At 38.6% G+C, this 18,313-nt stretch carries 15 protein-coding genes and 1 riboswitch; of the genes, 9 read left to right on the top strand and 6 right to left on the bottom strand.

What is annotated here, in order from left to right:
• The first annotated feature begins 42 nt into the window (after positions 1-42).
• Both sucD and BAZ10_RS15530 read left to right on the top strand, forming a co-directional pair.
• Positions 43-918 carry a succinate--CoA ligase subunit alpha gene (gene sucD / locus BAZ10_RS15535; protein WP_078772803.1) on the top strand — a complete coding sequence of 292 codons (876 nt, stop codon included), beginning with the start codon at positions 43-45 and terminating at the stop codon, positions 916-918.
• Positions 919-1,066: 148 nt separating this feature from the next.
• Positions 1,067-1,735 carry a porin family protein gene (locus BAZ10_RS15530; RefSeq protein ID WP_078772802.1) on the top strand — a complete coding sequence of 223 codons (669 nt, stop codon included), beginning with the start codon at positions 1,067-1,069 and terminating at the stop codon, positions 1,733-1,735.
• 115 nt (positions 1,736-1,850) lie between these two features.
• Here BAZ10_RS15530 and BAZ10_RS15525 read toward each other — a convergent pair whose 3' ends face one another.
• From BAZ10_RS15525 to BAZ10_RS15515, 3 genes are all read right to left on the bottom strand, one after another.
• Positions 1,851-3,140 (bottom strand): ABC transporter permease, encoded by a 1,290-nt coding sequence (locus BAZ10_RS15525; RefSeq protein ID WP_078772801.1) that lies wholly within the window; start codon positions 3,138-3,140, stop codon positions 1,851-1,853.
• A gap of 65 nt (positions 3,141-3,205) precedes the next feature.
• On the bottom strand, positions 3,206-4,108 hold the full coding sequence (locus BAZ10_RS15520; RefSeq protein WP_078772800.1) for an ABC transporter ATP-binding protein: 903 nt from the start codon (positions 4,106-4,108) through the stop codon (positions 3,206-3,208).
• Positions 4,109-4,326: 218 nt separating this feature from the next.
• Entirely contained in the window at positions 4,327-5,328 is a 1,002-nt protein-coding gene (locus BAZ10_RS15515) for an isoaspartyl peptidase/L-asparaginase family protein (RefSeq protein WP_078402381.1), read from the bottom strand.
• A 131-nt stretch (positions 5,329-5,459) separates the two neighbouring features.
• Positions 5,460-5,557, top strand: a riboswitch (TPP riboswitch).
• Positions 5,558-5,617: 60 nt separating this feature from the next.
• Here BAZ10_RS15515 and thiS point away from each other — a divergent pair.
• From thiS to BAZ10_RS15480, 7 genes are all read left to right on the top strand, one after another.
• Positions 5,618-5,824, top strand: a complete 207-nt coding sequence (gene thiS / locus BAZ10_RS15510) for a sulfur carrier protein ThiS (protein ID WP_078772799.1) — start codon at positions 5,618-5,620, stop codon at positions 5,822-5,824.
• Between the two features lie 28 nt (positions 5,825-5,852).
• On the top strand, positions 5,853-7,661 hold the full coding sequence (gene thiC, locus BAZ10_RS15505) for a phosphomethylpyrimidine synthase ThiC (protein WP_078772798.1): 1,809 nt from the start codon (positions 5,853-5,855) through the stop codon (positions 7,659-7,661).
• On the top strand, positions 7,658-8,239 hold the full coding sequence (locus BAZ10_RS15500; RefSeq protein WP_078772797.1) for a thiamine phosphate synthase: 582 nt from the start codon (positions 7,658-7,660) through the stop codon (positions 8,237-8,239). Before thiC ends, BAZ10_RS15500 begins: the two co-directional genes overlap by 4 nt.
• Before the next feature lie 16 nt (positions 8,240-8,255).
• Entirely contained in the window at positions 8,256-8,876 is a 621-nt protein-coding gene (locus tag BAZ10_RS15495) for a thiamine phosphate synthase (RefSeq protein WP_078772796.1), read from the top strand.
• The gene (locus BAZ10_RS15490; RefSeq protein WP_078772795.1) at positions 8,869-9,633 is read left to right on the top strand and encodes a thiazole synthase; all 765 of its coding nucleotides are present in this window, start codon (positions 8,869-8,871) and stop codon (positions 9,631-9,633) included. Before BAZ10_RS15495 ends, BAZ10_RS15490 begins: the two co-directional genes overlap by 8 nt.
• 261 nt (positions 9,634-9,894) lie before the next feature.
• Complete coding sequence (gene thiH, locus BAZ10_RS15485) at positions 9,895-11,004, top strand: 2-iminoacetate synthase ThiH (RefSeq protein ID WP_078772794.1); 1,110 nt, start codon at positions 9,895-9,897, stop codon at positions 11,002-11,004.
• Between the two features lie 741 nt (positions 11,005-11,745).
• Complete coding sequence (locus BAZ10_RS15480; protein ID WP_078772852.1) at positions 11,746-12,468, top strand: HesA/MoeB/ThiF family protein; 723 nt, start codon at positions 11,746-11,748, stop codon at positions 12,466-12,468.
• A 104-nt stretch (positions 12,469-12,572) separates the two neighbouring features.
• Here BAZ10_RS15480 and BAZ10_RS15475 read toward each other — a convergent pair whose 3' ends face one another.
• The 3 genes from BAZ10_RS15475 to BAZ10_RS15465 form a co-directional block, all read right to left on the bottom strand.
• A complete protein-coding gene (locus BAZ10_RS15475) occupies positions 12,573-13,841 on the bottom strand; it encodes a TolC family protein (RefSeq protein WP_245803836.1) in 1,269 nt (422 codons plus the stop codon).
• An 88-nt stretch (positions 13,842-13,929) separates the two neighbouring features.
• Positions 13,930-17,040: an efflux RND transporter permease subunit gene (locus tag BAZ10_RS15470; RefSeq protein ID WP_078772792.1), complete on the bottom strand. Its 3,111-nt coding sequence runs from the start codon at positions 17,038-17,040 to the stop codon at positions 13,930-13,932.
• Between the two features lie 114 nt (positions 17,041-17,154).
• On the bottom strand, positions 17,155-18,258 hold the full coding sequence (locus tag BAZ10_RS15465; protein WP_078772791.1) for an efflux RND transporter periplasmic adaptor subunit: 1,104 nt from the start codon (positions 18,256-18,258) through the stop codon (positions 17,155-17,157).
• Positions 18,259-18,313: the final 55 nt, after the last annotated feature.

The raw sequence follows: 18,313 nt of genomic DNA, 5'->3' as shown, positions 1-18,313 counted from the left end.
CAAAAATCTAATAAAAAATATTAATTTTACAAAAAATCAACAATGTCAGTATTAGTAAACAAAGATTCGAAAGTAATCGTACAAGGATTTACCGGTAATGAAGGTACTTTCCATGCAGGTCAAATGATAGAATACGGAACAAATGTAGTAGGTGGTGTAACTCCGGGAAAAGGTGGTTCTGAGCACTTAGGGAAGCCTGTATTCAACACTGTTGCAGAAGCTGTAGAAAAAGCAGGAGCTAACGTAAGTATTATCTTCGTACCACCGGCATTTGCTGCTGATGCAGTAATGGAAGCTGCCGATGCAGGTATCAAAGTAATCGTTTGTATTACTGAAGGTATTCCTGTAGCTGACATGGTAAAAGTTAAGGACTATATCCAGGATAAAGATTGTCGTTTAATCGGTCCAAACTGCCCTGGTATCATTACTTCTGACGAGGCTAAAATTGGTATTATGCCAGGTTTCGTTTTCAAGAAAGGTAGAGTAGGTATCGTATCTAAGTCAGGTACTTTAACATATGAAGCAGCTGATCAGGTTGTAAGAGCTGGATTCGGAGTTTCTACAGCTATCGGTATTGGTGGTGACCCAATCATTGGTACTACTACTAAAGAAGCTTTAGAATTATTCATAAATGACCCTGAAACCGATGCTGTAGTTATGATCGGTGAGATCGGTGGTCAGTTAGAAGGTGATGCTGCTAAATGGTACAAAGCTTCTGGTTCTACTAAGCCAGTTGTAGGTTTCATCGCAGGTCAGACAGCTCCTAAAGGAAGAACTATGGGGCACGCAGGTGCTATCGTAGGTGGTGATGATGATACGGCTCAGGCTAAAATGAAGATTATGGCAGAATGTGGAATCAACGTAGTAGCTTCTCCTGCTGATATCGGTATTACCGTAGCAAAAGTTTTAAACAAATAATTGTTTGCTAAAAACATAAATAAAATCCCGAATTTTCGGGATTTTTTTATGCCCTATAGGTAGTGTAGTACAAATGTGACAGTCAAAAAGCTTATGTAGTGAAAGTTTTCATTATATTTGCCTCATAAAATTAAAAAAACAGAATTTTATGAAAAAATTACTTTTTACTTCTGCATTAGCAATATCTACACTTTCGTTTGCTCAGATTGACTTCAATAATACAAGATTTGGGGTTACCGCTGGACTTAACCGTTCAGGAGTGAGCAATGCACACAGGCCATCAGGAGCAAGATATACTTTCCAGGCAGGTGGATTAGCTTTAATCCCGATAGGAACTGCTAATCAGTTTTTCTTACAGCCAGAGGTGTTATTCTATGGTGCCGGTGAAACAGGCAAGGATAGCGATTTTAAGAACGGAGATCGTAATGCTAATGGTTACAATGCAGTATATGCAAATAACTATATCAGTGTTCCGGTATACTTCAAAGCTTATTTCTCTGAAGCACCATCTGAGTTTTTTGCAATGGCGGGTCCAAGATTTAACTTTCTGGTAAACCAGAATGTTAAAAATGTTCCATCTGACAAACCTTACTATGATCCTGATTATAGTGGGGCTAGCAACTTTAATGGTAAAGCGGCAAGCTTTAACTTTGGAATCGGATTAGGATTAGGTTATAGCCTTAAAAGAGAGTGGGAATTCACAATTAAGTATGATTTAGGACTTACAAATACTTACAAAGGTTTAGTAAATGAACTAAGCTCTAAGAGCAAATCTGAACAAGTAGCTAGCGTTGGAGTGAGCTATATCTTCAAATAAGACAAATAACATTAAGACATAAAAAAAATCCCGGGTTACCGGGATTTTTTATTTTACAGATTTATCTGTTGAATTTCAATATTTCTAGCTCCGTACTTCTAATTTCGTAATTAGACTAGCTTCTGATCCATTTCCAAAGCTCTTTTACCGAAGCTTTGTTGCCATACATCAGAATACCAACACGGTAGATTTTCCCTGCTACAAAGATCATAAATAGAGCTGATGCGGCAAGTAATGCCATGGAAAGTAATAATTGCCACATAGGTACACCAAATGGTATTCTGGCAATCATAGCAACTGGTGATGTCAATGGAATTATAGACAGCCAGAAAGCCAAAGGACCTTCAGGGTTATTCATGATGCTAAAGCTACCATAAAGGCTCAGCATTAGCGGTAAAATCGCAAATAATGTGAATTGCTGGGTTTCTGTTTCATTGTCTACTGCAGAACCTACAGCAGCATAAATAGAGCTGTAGAAGATGTATCCTAAAAGGAAATAGAAAATAAATACACCAATAATAGTTATATAATCCATACCTAGCAGGCTGTGTGATACCATAGTAAAGATCTCCTGGATATTTCCTAGCTTATCCATTGGGCCGGCTGCTGCAACCGAGTACTTTTGATTGAAAAATACGGCAGCACTTACCGTCATAGCGATCCATATAATAAACTGTGTAAGGGCTACCAGGGTTACCCCCAGAATTTTACCCATCATCAGTTCAAAAGGCTTTACAGATGAAATAATAATTTCTACAACACGGTTATTTTTTTCTTCCAGTACACTACGCATTACCCGTACACCATACATAATGATGAACATAAATGTAGCATACATCAGGATACCCGCTAATGCAGACTTTACCCCGAAAAGAAAAGCATCGTCATCTTGCTTTTTCTCCTTTAGGTTCTCTGTATTCAGTGTGAAATTCTGATTCAGATTCAGGATTTGCGATTCCTTTATACCCAGTTGTTGTATTTTAAGCTTTCTGATTTCATCGGAAATAGATGAAGAAATTTCTTTACGGGAATCGAATCCTATCTGTTTATTTGTATACAGCCTGGTTTGCGTTTCCAGTTTGCTGTAATCATTGTCTTCCAGCTTCGGAATTACTAAAAGTCCGTCTATAGCTTCTGTTTCCGTTAAAGTTTTTTTTATAGTTTCAGCGCTTTTTTCAGATACATACTGAAAAGTAATATCACCAGTATTTTTCATTTTAGAAAAACTCTGGCTGTTATCAGCTACTGCAATGTTGTAATGAGTTTTGTTCGCTTTGAACATATAAGTAATTACAGCACCGAACAATAAAAGCAGGAGAGGAGCCATAAGGGTAAGTACAACAAAAGATTTTTTCTTTACCTGTGTAAGATATTCTCTTTTGGTAATAAGTATAATATTTTTCATAAGTTCAGTTGTTGGGATGAAATTTGGTTCTGCGAAACCACTTTGTTGGGTTTAAGATTAGAAATTTACTTTACAGCATTAATGAATACCTCATTCATACTAGGGATTTTCTCTTCAAAAACTCTTACTTTACCCGTTTTCAATAGCTCTTCAAGCAGCGCATTAGTATTACTTTCATTACGAATCTGGAAGCTTATCAGTCCGTTTTCCTGAATAATATTATCCGGTGTATATCTTGCTTTAAAACCTTCAAAATTTTCAGACTCTATATCGGTAAGCACTACATTGAACAGGTTTTGTTTAAACTGCTCGCGGACATCAAATACCTTTCCGTCCAGTATTTTGTTCGACTGGTTAATCAGGGCAACATAATCACACATTTCCTCTACAGATTCCATACGGTGTGTAGACAAAATAATTGTTGTTCCCTGCTCTTTCAATTGCAAAATTTTATCTTTAATCAGGTTTGCATTTACAGGGTCAAATCCAGAAAAAGGTTCATCCAGAATTAACAGTTTAGGTTGGTGCAGCACAGTTACAACAAATTGTATTTTCTGTGCCATTCCTTTTGAAAGCTCAGACAACTTTTTCTTCCACCACTGGTCTATGTTCAGTTGCTCGAACCAGTATTTAGCTTGTGTAATGGCATCGTGCTTGGACATGCCTTTCAGTTCCCCGAAATAAGTAAGCTGATCGCCAATGGTCATGTTTTTGTATAACCCTCGCTCTTCCGGCATGTAACCAATCTTTTGAATATGTTCAGGACTTAATTTTTGCCCATCTATAAAAATTTCTCCGCTATCCGGTTGCGTGATTTGGTTAATAATACGGATAAATGATGTTTTTCCGGCACCGTTAGGCCCCAGAAGACCGTAAATACTTCCTGTTGGAACCTCGATACTGAAGTTGTTGAGTGCTACCTTTTTTCCTGCATTATAGGTTTTGGTAACATTTATAGCTTTTAGCATTTTAATTTTTTCTTGTTAGTTTTCTTTTCAGAACTTGTTTCAGAGATCAGATCTCATTTTTAGCCACATAGATACATAGGTTTAACTTTGAAAAGTATTGTATAGTCTGCCTGGACAGAACATCGCTATTAAAAGTTATAATATTTGCCTCTGTGTGAAAAATTTGTTTTTCCTATGTAACCTTATATTTAATTATTTTTATTTTTCTATATGGCTTTCTACTTGTAGATATATACCTCTACTTCGCCTTTATCGGTAACTGTTCCGCGGTACATCCCTTCGGTATTGAATGGCATTGCTACATTTCCTTCTTTATCCAGTGCAATAAGACCTCCGTTTCCGCCCAGTTTACCAATTTCATCAATACTTTCCTGTGTTGCTTCAGTAACAGGTTTATGGAGATATTTCATACGGTCTGCAGCTGTTTTTGAAGCTACTGTACGGATAAAGAATTCTCCCCATCCTGTTCCGGAAATTCCGACCTGCTCATTGGCATAAGTACCTGCACCAATAATAGGCGAGTCACCAATTCGGCCATACTTTTTATTGGTCATACCACCTGTAGATGTCCCAGCAGCAATATTTCCGTTTTTATCCAGTGCTACGGCACCAACAGTACCAAATTTATGATCGATGATGAAATAGTCAGGATAGTTTTCTTTATTATTCTGGCTGGTCTTTTTAGAAGATTCCATGGCTTTCGCTTTTTGCAGGCTGTTCCATGCTTTTTCAGTCCAGAAATATTTAGGATCTACAATTTCCAGTTTCTGTTCTTTTGCAAATTTCTCTGCTCCGGGGCCAGCCATCATGACATGCTCCGATTTATCCATAACAGCTCTTGCTGCCAGAATTGGATTTTTTATAGTGGTAACACCAGCAACAGCACCAGCTTTCTGATCTTTCCCATTCATAATGGATGCATCGAGTTCATTTCTTCCTTCATTAGTAAAGACAGCACCTTTCCCGGCATTAAACAAAGGAGAATCCTCCATAACCATAATAGCAGCAGATACTGCATCTAAAGAAGATTTACCGTTTTTGATTTCGGCATATCCCTTTTGTAAGGCTTCTGTAAGTTTTTCGCGGTATTCTTTTTCTTTTTCAGGAGAAAGGTTGGCTTTGGTTATTGTTCCGGCACCTCCGTGGATCACCATCACATACTTTTTCTGGGCAAATGTTAGTGTCCCGAAAACTAATAAAGGAAATATAAACTTCTTCATTATGTAATAAATAACTCCAAATTTACATGAAATTTTCTATTTCTAAAATAATAGTGGGGAGTAATTAATGACTATCTGAATAAAGAATTTCAGAGATCATAAACAACCTGTCGGTTTTTTTCTATCTTTGTAAACGACTTTAGGGGTGTCTGCAAGTATGCGGGCTGAGATTTTACCCTTTGAACCTGATCCGGGTTATACTGGCGTAGGGAAAAGTGAAATGTCTTCATTGGTGCTTTCTGCACTTTTGTGGCCATTCCTGAAGTTTTATATCTAAAAATTATCAGGAATGGAACTAACAATTAATCACGAGAAAAGAAATTACGAGCATCTACCTTCCACATTGGAAGCGCTAATACATTTGGAAGCCCGCGGCAAGTCCAAAGGTATTGCTGTAGCTGTAAACAATCAGGTTATTCCCAAAACCGACTGGGAGAATACTATTCTTCGGGATAAAGATTCTGTTCTTATTATCACCGCAACGCAAGGAGGTTAATACTAAGTAAATAATAAAAGACAGAAAAATGAAGACAATCACACAGGCATCGTTGCCTAATTCTAAAAAAGTATACATTGATGGTCAACTTTTCCCGATTAAAGTGGCAATGCGTGAAATTTCACTAAGCCCGACCAAACTTAGTTCGGGAGGTATAGAAGTCAACCCGCCGGTTACGGTATATGATACTTCAGGACCTTATACCGATGATCAGGCAGTTATAGATGTTCGTAAAGGATTACCCAGAATCCGTGAACAATGGATTTTGGACAGAGAGGATGTAAAAGTACTGGAGGGTATAACGTCTGAATATGGAAAGAAAAGACTTGCAGATACTAAGTTGGATGATTTGAGATTTGAGTACAGTCACAAGCCAATGGTAGCCAAAGAAGGAATGAATGTAAGTCAGTTGTACTATGCAAAGAAAGGCATTATCACCCCTGAAATGGAATATGTAGCTATACGCGAAAATCAGAAAATTGAGCAGTTAGAAACCTCTACCAAAGGAATGGCTGCACAGCATCGTGGTGACAGCTTTGGTGCCAATACTCCCAAAGGAAAAATTACGCCGGAATTTGTACGCAGCGAGATTGCTGCCGGAAGAGCAATTATCCCGAATAATATAAACCATCCTGAAAGCGAGCCTATGATTATTGGGCGTAATTTCCTGGTAAAAATAAATGCCAATATCGGTAACAGTGCTGTTACTTCTAATATTGAAGAGGAAGTAGAAAAAGCAGTATGGGCTTGCCGCTGGGGAGCAGATACGATTATGGATTTATCTACCGGAAAAAATATCCACGAAACACGGGAATGGATTATCCGAAATTCTCCGGTTCCTATTGGTACCGTTCCTATTTATCAGGCACTGGAAAAAGTAAAAGGTGTTGCAGAAAATCTTACATGGGAAATTTTCAGAGATACGCTTATAGAACAAGCAGAGCAGGGTGTCTCATATTTTACAATTCATGCAGGTGTATTGTTGCGTTATATCCATCTTACAGCCAGTCGTGTTACGGGAATTGTTTCCCGTGGCGGATCTATTATGGCTAAATGGTGTCTGTTCCATCATCAGGAAAATTTTCTATACACGCATTTCGAAGAGATTTGCGAAATTATGAAGCGTTATGATGTTGCTTTTTCTTTGGGCGACGGATTGCGACCGGGTTCTATTGCCGATGCCAATGATACAGCACAATTTGCGGAGTTGGAAACTTTGGGTGAGCTTACCAAGATTGCCTGGAAACACAATGTACAGGTAATGATAGAGGGACCTGGGCATGTACCAATGCATATGATTAAAGAAAATATGGAGAAGCAGCTTGAAGAATGTGATGAAGCGCCTTTCTATACACTAGGACCATTAACAACAGATATAGCACCGGGTTATGATCATATTACTTCTGCGATAGGTGCTGCCATGATTGGCTGGTATGGCTGTGCAATGTTGTGTTATGTTACACCAAAGGAGCATTTAGGTTTACCAAACAAGAAAGATGTAAAAGACGGTGTGATTACCTACAAACTTGCGGCTCATGCTGCAGATCTTGCAAAAGGACATCCGGGAGCACAATATCGGGATAATGCACTGAGTAAAGCCAGATTCGAATTCCGTTGGGAAGATCAGTTCAACCTGTCTCTGGATCCGGACACTGCAAGAGAATTCCACGATGAAACTTTACCTGCAGATGGTGCGAAAGTAGCCCATTTCTGCTCGATGTGCGGCCCTAAATTCTGTTCAATGAAAATTACTCAGGAGATTCGGGATGCTGCTGAGCAGGGGATGAATGAAAAGTCGAAAGAATTTATCGAATCAGGTAAAGAAATCTATTTATGATCATTGTTTTCTCTCCGGAACAAGAGGCAGAAAAGGAAGCCTACTGGATCAATGAACTTTTTGCCAATGGACTAAGTTATTTCCATATCCGGAAGTATTGGCTGTCTGATGTTGCCATGCGCGATTACATTAGCCAGGTTGATGAAGATTACAGACATCGACTGGTTTTGCATTCCCATTACAATCTGGCGGAAGAATTTGGTCTTTTAAGGTTACATTTCAGGGAAGAAAGCAGATTAAACAGAGAGTATTCAAACTTTCAGAGCAAATATATTTTGTCTACTTCCACTCATTCTATTGAAGAATTTAATGCATTGGGTACGGAATGGACCTATGCTTTCTTATCACCTGTATTTCCAAGTATCTCCAAGCAAGGCTATGGAGCAGAGGACAATATTCTGGATAATCTGAAACAAAGAACTAATAAAAATGTTCAGCTAATAGGACTGGGAGGAATAGATGAAGATAATATAGAGATAGTATTAAAATCAGGAGCAGATGGTGTGGCTATGCTAGGGAATATCTGGCAAAGTCTACACCCGGTTCAAAGTTTTTTAAAATGTAAAAACAATCTTTAATTCAAATATAGAATTTATGCTGAGCAGACTGCAATATATATCACAGGGAGCTAATGCAGAAGACCAGGAGAAGAATATTCTGAAAGCTTTACTAAACGGAGCTGACTGGATTCAGGTACGCTGGAAAGATACTGATGATAGATCTTTAGAAAAGCTATGTATTAAAATAAGGAACTACTGTAGTGATTTTGGAGCTAAATATATTCTAAACGATCATGTTACATTAGCTAAAGAAACCGATGCAGATGGTGTACATCTCGGTCTGACTGATACTCCGGTAGCAGAGGCCAGAAGCATTCTAGGAAATAATAAAATCATTGGCGGGACTGCCAATACAATTCAGGATTTACAACAGCGTATCGATGAGAAATGCGATTATATTGGTTTAGGTCCTTTTCGTTTCACTTCTACAAAAGAGAAGCTTAGTCCGGTTTTGGGAGCTGAAGGCTATAAAAATATTTTTAAGCATTTTCAGGATCAACAAATCGCATTGCCGCCAGTATTTGCTATTGGCGGTATTCAGCTGGAAGACATTAAGCTATTGCAGGATATAGGTTTGTATGGCGTAGCTGTATCCGGACTGATTGCTAAGAACCCTGAACTAATTTCAACCATTAAAGCAATATTCAATGAGTAACTTACAAATAGCAGACAGAATTTATACTTCCAGATTATTTCTGGGAACAGGAAAGTTTGGGAGTATGTCCCAAATGACAGAAGCTGTAAAGGCTTCCGGATCCGAATTGGTAACGATGGCACTAAAGCGTATAGATCATCAGTCGGATTCCGATGATTTATTAACTGCTTTACAATTGCCAAATGTTCATCTTTTACCCAATACTTCCGGAGCCAGAAATGCACAGGAAGCTGTATTGGCAGCACAACTGGCAAGAGAAGCGCTGGAAACAAACTGGCTGAAGCTGGAGATACATCCCGATCCCCGATATCTGTTGCCTGATCCTATAGAAACACTGAAAGCTACAGAACAGCTTGCTAAATTAGGTTTTATCATAATGCCTTATATACACGCTGATCCGGTATTATGTAAAAGGCTGGAAGATGCAGGAACAGCTGTAGTAATGCCCTTAGGTGCACCAATAGGTAGTAATAAAGGCTTGCGAACGTTGGATTTTCTGGAAATCATTATCGAACAAAGTAAAGTGCCTGTAGTAGTGGATGCTGGTATAGGAGCACCTTCGGATGCTGCAAAAGCAATGGAAATGGGAGCAGATGCTGTTTTGGTAAACACAGCAATTGCTGTTGCCGGCGATCCCGTAGAAATGGCAATAGCATTCAAAGAAGCTGTTATAGCTGGTAGAAGAGGTTTCGAAGCTCAACTGGGAGATATACACTCCGGAGCAGTAGCATCCAGTCCGCTAACCTCATTTTTATAGGAATGGCTTTTGACTTATTATATGATAAATCAGAATTCTACGGCGTGAAAAACGACAAAGGGTTTAGAAAACAATTTTTTACCACATAGAGACATAGTTTTTAAGACGCGGATAGAGGTATCTCTGATACTAACATAGTGTATGTGTGAAAGTTTACTTTCCTATATTAAACTTCATTTTAGATGCCTCTTTCTATGTGCCTATGTGGTTTTATAAAATTGTACTGTTGTAGTTATTAACTGAATTATAAAAAACGAATACATGAAAACATTTAAAAAAACTTTTCTGCAATATGACTGGGATTGGATAAAAGACAAAATTTATACAACTACGGAGCAGCAGGTAGAAAGTGTATTGAATAAGAGAAAAAGAACGATTGAAGATTTTCTGGTATTGCTTTCTCCTGCGGCCGCACCTTATTTGGAGAAAATGGCACAAATAACAAAAAATCTTACCCAAAAGAGATTTGGTAAAGTCATACAAATGTATGCCCCACTTTACCTGAGTAATGAATGTCAGAATATCTGTACCTATTGTGGTTTTAGCCTGGATAATAAAATTAAGCGTAAAACATTATCCAATACAGAAATTATAATAGAGGCTATGGCACTGAAAACAATGGGGGTAAACCATGTTTTATTGGTAAGTGGTGAAGCCAATAAAACGGTAGGAATAGAGTATTTTCTAAATGCTATAAAGCTACTCCGTCCGTATTTTGCAAATATCTCCATCGAAGTTCAGCCATTATCACTGGAAGAATATCAGGCATTACACGATGCTGGTGTAAATTCTGTACTCGTATATCAGGAAACTTATCATGAGGTTGTTTATAAAGAATATCATCCTAAAGGAAAGAAATCCAATTTTGATTTCAGGTTGGATACACCTGACAGGATAGGGCAGGCCGAGTTACATAAAATAGGACTGGGTGTTTTACTAGGGCTGGAAGACTGGCGGGTAGATAGTTTCTTTAATGCTTTGCATATAGACTATCTACAGAAGCAATACTGGCAGACACGATTTTCGGTTTCTTTTCCCAGATTGAGGCCTGCTGAAGGAATTATAGAGCCTAATTTTATTATGAGTGACAGGGATTTGTTACAGCTAATCTGTGCTTACCGGATATGGAACGAAGATTTAGAAATTTCAGTTTCTACAAGAGAAAATGAAAACTTCAGAAATAATGTAATCTCATTGGGAGTTACCACTATGAGTGCTGCTTCTAAGACTAATCCGGGTGGTTATGCTGTAGATCCACAATCTCTGGAGCAGTTTGAAACAAGCGATGAAAGAAGTATGGATGAAGTGAAAAGAATTATCAGTAATGCGGGTTATGATCCTGTAATGAAGGATTGGGATAAAGTTTTTTAAAATACGAAGTTAGAATTTAGAAGTACGAAATATTTGCATCATAAATAAATTAAACCGCAAAAGTAACAAAAGAGCGAAGTTTATGTTGAATCGTGAATTTGCGTTCTAATTTTTTAACCACATAGATACATAGTTTTATAATCTTCGATATATGTGGCTATAATTCGTAACCACAAAAGCAACAAAAGAATAATATATTGGATCCGGTAAAAGTTCAAAAAAGATTTATTAACCACATAGAGATATAGCCTGCCAATCTCTGATAAAGGCATCTTCGATACTAACATAGAGTTCATAGCTTATGTGTGAAAATTTATTTTCCTATGCATCAGCTCTTTTATAGAATTAATCCTATGTTTCTATGTGGTTTTATATACCTTATTTTAGGTCAAAAGAAAGATTTTTTAACCACATAGAGATATAGCCTGCTAATCTCTGATAAAGGTATCTTTGATACTAACATAGAGTACATAGCTTATATGTGAAAATTTATTTTCCTATGCATCAGCTCTTTCATAGAATTAATCCTATGTTTCTATGTGGTTTTATATACCTTATTTTAGGTCAAAAGAAAGATTTTTTAACCACATAGAGATATAGCCTGCTAATCTCTGATAAAGGCATCTTTGATACTAACATAGAGTACATAGCTTATGTGTGAAAATTTATTTTCCTATGCATCAGCTCTTTTATAGAATTAATCCTATGTTTCTATGTGGTTTTATTTATTACAATTATTATATGAAAGAAGATTCTATAACCAATGAAGAATTTAACCGTTATAGCCGCCAAATTTTTATTGAAGAGATAGGAGTGACGGGACAGCGAAAAATAAAAAATGCCAAAGTGCTGATTGTAGGAGCAGGAGGTTTAGGAAGTCCGGTTATTCAGTATCTTGCTGCGGCAGGAGTAGGTACTATTGGTGTTGCAGATTTCGATGTCGTGGAGCTGCATAATCTGAACCGTCAGGTAATTCATACAGAATCTAATGTAGGAAAATTAAAGACAGAAAGTGCAGAGGCTTTTGTTTCAGCTTTTAATTCTTCGGTTAACTTTATTACTATAAATGAAAAAATAGAACCTGAAAATATACAGTCAATCTTTCAGGATTATGATCTGATTGTAGATGGCTCAGATAATTTTACTACCCGATATCTGGTAAATGATACCTGCATAGCACTCGATAAAACTTTGGTTTACGGGAGTATTTTTGGATTCGAAGGACAGATAGCGGTGTTCAATTATAAAGGCAGTAAAAATCTACGGAATCTCTTTCCTGAGCCACCAAATCCGGATGAGGTCCCCAATTGTGATAAAAACGGAGTTCTGGGACCTTTACCCGGAATTGTAGGAACCATGATGGCGATGCAGACGCTAAAGATTATTGCAGATCTCCCGGTAACAACCAATCAACTAACCATTGTAGATACCCTGAACTGGAATTTTTTAAAGATTGGATTTTAAGTGCTGATACAATAATTGATTGTAAACCTTGACAAGGTTGTTTAAGCAAAATGCTCCTGTGAATAAACAACAGGAGCATTTCTATAGAATTAAGTAAAAATGATTTAAAAAGAGATATCCCAGATACCGGTTTTACGCTCAAGTTCTATTAAGGCTGCAGCATTATCTGCAAGAGCCTGATAGTAATCCTTTCTTACATCATTGTAAGTTCTTTGTGCATTCAGAACTTCTAGAATAGAGCTTTCGCCTCTTTTGTAACTGTAGATAATACCTTCCAGAATACTTTTAGCCTCTGTAAGCATTCCGTTGTGGAATTGCTTTACCTGCTTCTGGGTCGCCATATACTGCTGATAAGCCTGCATTACTTCTGCACGAATACTTTGTTCTATCTGTTGATATTCCAATTGAGACTGGGAATGTGCCATTTCAGCAATCTTTAGTCCTGCATTTCGGTTATTGGAGAACTTTAGCGGAATACTTACACCAAGTTTCACAGCATTTACAGCAGGAGAGGGGGCTATTTCATTTGTTGCTGTTGTATTATGAGATACTCCGGCAGAAAGACCCAGGTCTATTTTACGATTGGCTCTTTCCAGATTAATCTGGCTTTTTGCAACCTGTGTATTCTGGCGGGCAGCTAATAAATCTGCTCTGTCATTCAGTGCCTGTGTGATAAGGTCCTCGACGACGAAATCTCTGTTGAAGGCATTGAAATCACCGTCAACATCTCTACCCGTCAGATTGTTATCACTTAGATATACAGATAGTCCTGTTATCGCTTGTTGCTCTGCACTTTCGGCCTGATAGACATCATTGAGAAGAGAAGCGGCTTCCAGTTTACTTTGCTTGGAGGATACCAAAGATATAGTCCCCAGGCGGTATCTGATGCTGTCGGATTTTGACAGTTTTAGCATGTTTTTATAAGAATCCTGTTGTACATCCAGGAGAGCTTTGGTTCTTAGAGCTTCAATATAACCTAAGCTGGCATCTGCGCGAAGGTTTCTGAAAAAATCTGATAATAATATCTTACTCAGCTCAGACTGATTTCTGGCAAGGTCTACGCGGGCTTTTCTTTTTCCACCTAGTTCTAAAGTCCAGCCAAAAGATCCGCCAAAGGTATACCCCATCTTTTTGGAAACTCCGTTGTTGGAACCTTCCATATCAAATTGTGGATCCGGAAACATATTGGCTGTCTGAATTGAAGCTTCTGCCATGCTTACATTATATTTCTGCGCAGCATAATTCAGGTTTTTCTTTCCGACAAGATTCAGGTATTCACTAAAGCTTAAAAGCTCTTTTTCCTGTGCTTTTACAATACTCACCATGCTGAGTAATGTTGCCGTAACTATAGTAAAACGAATATTAAATTTCATCTGTCTCTTTTTTAATACGCCGCTTCTCGGCTGGTTGTATAGGTCAGATAGAATGCTAAAGCCTATCATAACCAAGTTCGTCAGGTTTTTATTCATGCATTTCATCTGTCTCTTTTTTCAAATTTTGTTTTTTTCCAAATCGACGTTCAGCCATGTAGTAAATTGCCGGTAGTACAAATAGGGTAAGAATCGTAGAAAACATTAGTCCGTACACAATTACCGTCGCCAGAGGACGTTGTACATCGGAGCCTATTCCTGTAGCCATAGATGCAGGAAATAGACCTATTACGGCAACAGTAGCTGTCATTAATACAGGTCTGAAACGATCTCTAGCCCCTTTAATCACAGATTCTTTCAGTTCATGGTCTTTCTTTCGGAGATCATTAATATGCGAAATCATAATAACACCGTTCTGAATGGCAACACCAAACAAGGCAATGAAACCTACCGCAGATGATACATTGAGTGACATTCCGCGTATGTTAAGAGCGAGCATTCCGCCAAATAAAGCCAGTGGTACAATAGACATCAGTACCAGTGCCTGCTTGAAGTCGCCGAATGCACCATACAATAACAGGAACATAATTGCCAGGGCCAATGGTACAATAAAGGCCAATCTGGAGTAAGCTCTGTTTTGATTTTCAAATTGACCGCCCCATTTAATGTGGTATTTTTCGTGGTCGTATTTAATATCTTTTTCTATTTTGGCCTGAGCTTCGTTCAGGAAAGAAGAAAGGTCACGGCCCCTTAGATTTAGTTTTACGGTTAGATGCCGTTTGTTCATTTCACGTGTAATGGTACTTTCACCTGTACTCAGTTTTACTTCTGCTACCTGTGATAGCGGAATCTTAGCTCCGGAAGCAGAGGTTAGCATCAGGTTACCTATTTTATCAGGTGTATTTCTGCTTTCTTCCGTGTAACGGCAGGAAATATCATAGACTTTGTTGCCAATGAAGATTTGTGATATGGCTTTTCCTCCCAGTGCCACTTCGATAAGGTCTGCCACATCCGATACGTTTAGCCCATACTGAGCAATTTTGTCCCGGTCAGCAATAATTTGAAGCTGTGGTAATGGCGGTTCCTGATCAATAGCTAAATCAGCAGAACCAGGAGTTTTATCCAGAGTTGATAATACATTTTCAGCAATTCTTCTGGTTTCCTTAAAGTCATCACCATAAACTTTCACTACAAGCTCACTATGTGCACCGGATATTTTATCCATTACACCGTCAATCATCGGTTGGGAGAATCCAACAGTAAAACCGGGCATATCTTTATAATCTTTCGCCAGCTCCTGAATAAGATCGGCTTTGGTTTTTCCTTTAGGCCATTCTTTGTAAGGTTTTATTCCTACAGAAACTTCAAAGTGAGAGGCTGTCCACGGGTCAGTTCCGTCATCATTACGCCCTGCCTGAACCATCATGTAAGTGATTTCAGAATGTTTCAGTGTTCTGGCGCGTAGGGTATCGCTCATTTCTTTTGCTTTTGCCAGGGAAATTCCCGGTGGCAATTGTACCTGTAGCCAGATGGAACCTTCGTCCAGCTCTGGAAGGAAATCTTTCCCTACAGTATAGGATAATACACCTGCAGTTGCCAGAACAAGGCTGACAGGTAAGATAACCTTTTTAGGCGCCTGCATAATTTTTTCAATTCTCTTTCCGTAGGCAGTACTTATTTTCTCCAACCATTTGTTATGATAAAGCTTCTGAGGTTTTCTGTAAATTACATATGCCAGTCCCGGAATAAGAAGAAGAGCTACAGCCAGTGCCCCGAATAAAGCATAACCAACTGTAAAGGCCATAGGTGTGAAGAGCTTTTTCTCGACTCTCTCAAATGCAAATAACGGGAGATAAGCAGTGATAATAATGATAGTAGAAAAGAAAATAGGTTTAGCTACTTCTATTACTCTTTTGGTAATACTTTTTTCTTCCAGTTCTTCTTCCGGATCATCTTCTCTTTTCTTCAGAATTGTTTCCAGCATTACAATGGCTCCGTCTACAATAATACCGAAATCTATTGCCCCCAGAGAAAGAAGGTTAGCCGGGATATTGGTAAAGTGCATTAAGATAAATGCGAATAATAACGAGAGTGGAATTGTGATAGCAACTAGTAAAGCGCCTCTCCAGCTTCCAAGAAATAGAATAAGAACTATAATAACGAGTACAATCCCTTCAGTTAAAGTATGAGATACAGTATTAAGAGTAGTTTTTACAAGATCCGTTCTGTCTAGGAAAGGATGTATTCTTACCCCCGGCGGAAGAGTTTCATTATTCAGTTCATCAACGGCCTCATGTACGCCTTCCAGTACCTGAGAAGGATTTTGCCCTCTTAATAAAAGAACAATACCTTCTACACTTTCGGAATAGTTACGTTTTTTGTCGCTATAGCCAAGTATCCCTTTTCTTTCAAGGTTACCATATTTTAGAGTTCCTACATCGTTCAGGAAAACGGGAACACCATTTTCTGTTTTTACAACAATTTTTCCAAGGTCATTCAGATCTTTTACGAGACCAATGCCTCGGATGACATAGGAAAGATCACCACGCGGAAGCATACTTCCGCCGGCACTTATGTTGTTTTTGGAAATCGTTTCGGTAACTTCGGAAAGAGATAATCCGTATTGTTCCAGCTTATGTGGATCCAGCTCTATCTGAAACTGAGTTGTAATCCCTCCAAAGTTAGTCACATCGGCAATTCCTGAAACCTGCTTAATCCGTGGAATAATAACAAAGTTTTGCAGGTCTGTAAGTTCACGCAGACTGTGGTTATTACTTTCGATAATATAGCGGTAAACTTCACCGATAGGAGAGGTGAGTGGGTCTAACCCGGGTTGTGCTCCGTAAGGAAGATTGACTTCGGCCAGTCTTTCCTGGATTCGTTGTCTTGCCCAGTAATCGTCTACACCATCTTCAAAAACCATTGTGATAATGGATAATCCGAAAGTACTCTTGCTACGCATAACGTGCATTCCCGGAAGCCCATTCAAAGATCTTTCCAACGGAATTGTGATTTGTTGTTCTACTTCTTCAGCTGCCAGCCCCGGAACCTGTGTTACAACCTGTGAGGTAACATCAGCAATATCGGGGTAGGCTTCTACAGATAGTTTGGTCCAGGAGTAATATCCGAAGAATCCCAGTAAAAGGAAGAGCGCCAGCATCAGCCATCTCTTCTGTATAGAGAGTGTAAGTAATTGTTTCATGTTTTTAATTTTTGAACCTGATCCTGCAGGATCTGAATTTGACTATTCACCATTCACATATTCACAAGTAAATTGTGAAAGCTGAAAATAGTCTCATGATAAAGATGTTATAGATTATTTTGCGTCCAGCATATAGATTCCGCCTTCGGTCATAATAACATCGCCAGGCTTTAAACCGGAAGTAATTCTTACCACTTTCTGGTCTGTTTCTCCTGCGACAACCGAACGTTTAGCAAACTGATTTTTGCCGGTTTTTATCCATACATACTGGGAACTGTCTTTTTGCATAAGTGCCGTAACCGGAATCATAATAGAATTAACCGGTGTGGTAGAAAAGTTGACAGTAGCATACATTCCCGGTTTTAGTTTCCTGTCCGGATTGTCGCATTCAATAAGCACTTTTACACTTCGGGTAGTCTCGTCTACAATTTCGTTAATGTGGTACACTTTTCCGGTAATGTTTCTGTCCGGATAGGCGCCTACCTTTACGGAAACATGATCTCCGGTGTTCACAAAGCGGATATCCTTTTCTTTTACTTCTCCGGTAATCCATACTTTGGATAATTCGGCAATAATAACGACAGGATCTGCATCACCCTTCAGGAACTGACCATTAACGATCTGATTAGAAATAATCTCACCATTGATAGGAGATCTTACGATAAGGGGACTGCCCAGACCACCACCTTTACTGTTGTATACCTTTAGTGCAGAAGAAGCATTGGAGAGAGAGGTCTTTTTGTTTTTGAAGTCCGTTTCAGCTTCATCAAGTTCTTTTTGGATTCCTACGCCATGTTTTACAAGATCCTGCTGTCTCCGGTAGTTTTTTTCCGCAAGCTGTACATCATTTACAGCATCTGTATAATCTTTCTGAACCGAGAAATAGTCAGATGAAAGAATTTCGAAAATTGGGCTGCCCGCAGAAACATTTTGGCCAAGACGGACAAAAGATTTGGTTATCCTTCCCGAAAAAGGACTTGCAATTTCTGCATAATGATTGGGAATAGCCTGAATTGTACCGGCAGAAACAACACCGTCACTATGTTCCTGTTCGGAAACTGTTTCGGTTTTAATCTTTCTGAAGACAGGATTGCTTTCCGGAACGATAACATTATCGCCTTTAACGATAAGGTCCTGATCCTGAGGAGTTTCACTTTTAGAGTCTTTGCAAGAGATAACGAACGCTAAAAGTGCCATTGTTAGTACTGTTCTTCTCATATTTAGTAGTTATTTGTAACAATAGATAAATTTTTTTGTTTTTTTAGCTTCAGCA

The sequence above is a fragment of the Elizabethkingia occulta genome (assembly GCF_002023715.1).
Lineage (GTDB): Bacteria > Bacteroidota > Bacteroidia > Flavobacteriales > Weeksellaceae > Elizabethkingia > Elizabethkingia occulta.
Note: the sequence above shows the minus strand (reverse complement) of the source record. Positions and strands in the feature narration are given on the sequence as shown.

Coding starts and splice junctions, on each gene's coding strand:
- thiS (WP_078772799.1), top strand. CDS start 5,618: ATGGAACTAACAATTAATCACGAGAAAAGAAATTACGAGCATCTACCT.
- thiC (WP_078772798.1), top strand. CDS start 5,853: ATGAAGACAATCACACAGGCATCGTTGCCTAATTCTAAAAAAGTATAC.
- BAZ10_RS15500 (WP_078772797.1), top strand. CDS start 7,658: ATGATCATTGTTTTCTCTCCGGAACAAGAGGCAGAAAAGGAAGCCTAC.
- BAZ10_RS15525 (WP_078772801.1), bottom strand. CDS start 3,140: ATGAAAAATATTATACTTATTACCAAAAGAGAATATCTTACACAGGTA.
- BAZ10_RS15480 (WP_078772852.1), top strand. CDS start 11,746: ATGAAAGAAGATTCTATAACCAATGAAGAATTTAACCGTTATAGCCGC.
- sucD (WP_078772803.1), top strand. CDS start 43: ATGTCAGTATTAGTAAACAAAGATTCGAAAGTAATCGTACAAGGATTT.
- BAZ10_RS15515 (WP_078402381.1), bottom strand. CDS start 5,328: ATGAAGAAGTTTATATTTCCTTTATTAGTTTTCGGGACACTAACATTT.
- BAZ10_RS15530 (WP_078772802.1), top strand. CDS start 1,067: ATGAAAAAATTACTTTTTACTTCTGCATTAGCAATATCTACACTTTCG.
- BAZ10_RS15465 (WP_078772791.1), bottom strand. CDS start 18,258: ATGAGAAGAACAGTACTAACAATGGCACTTTTAGCGTTCGTTATCTCT.
- BAZ10_RS15520 (WP_078772800.1), bottom strand. CDS start 4,108: ATGCTAAAAGCTATAAATGTTACCAAAACCTATAATGCAGGAAAAAAG.
- BAZ10_RS15475 (WP_245803836.1), bottom strand. CDS start 13,841: ATGAAATTTAATATTCGTTTTACTATAGTTACGGCAACATTACTCAGC.
- BAZ10_RS15495 (WP_078772796.1), top strand. CDS start 8,256: ATGCTGAGCAGACTGCAATATATATCACAGGGAGCTAATGCAGAAGAC.
- thiH (WP_078772794.1), top strand. CDS start 9,895: ATGAAAACATTTAAAAAAACTTTTCTGCAATATGACTGGGATTGGATA.
- BAZ10_RS15470 (WP_078772792.1), bottom strand. CDS start 17,040: ATGAAACAATTACTTACACTCTCTATACAGAAGAGATGGCTGATGCTG.
- BAZ10_RS15490 (WP_078772795.1), top strand. CDS start 8,869: ATGAGTAACTTACAAATAGCAGACAGAATTTATACTTCCAGATTATTT.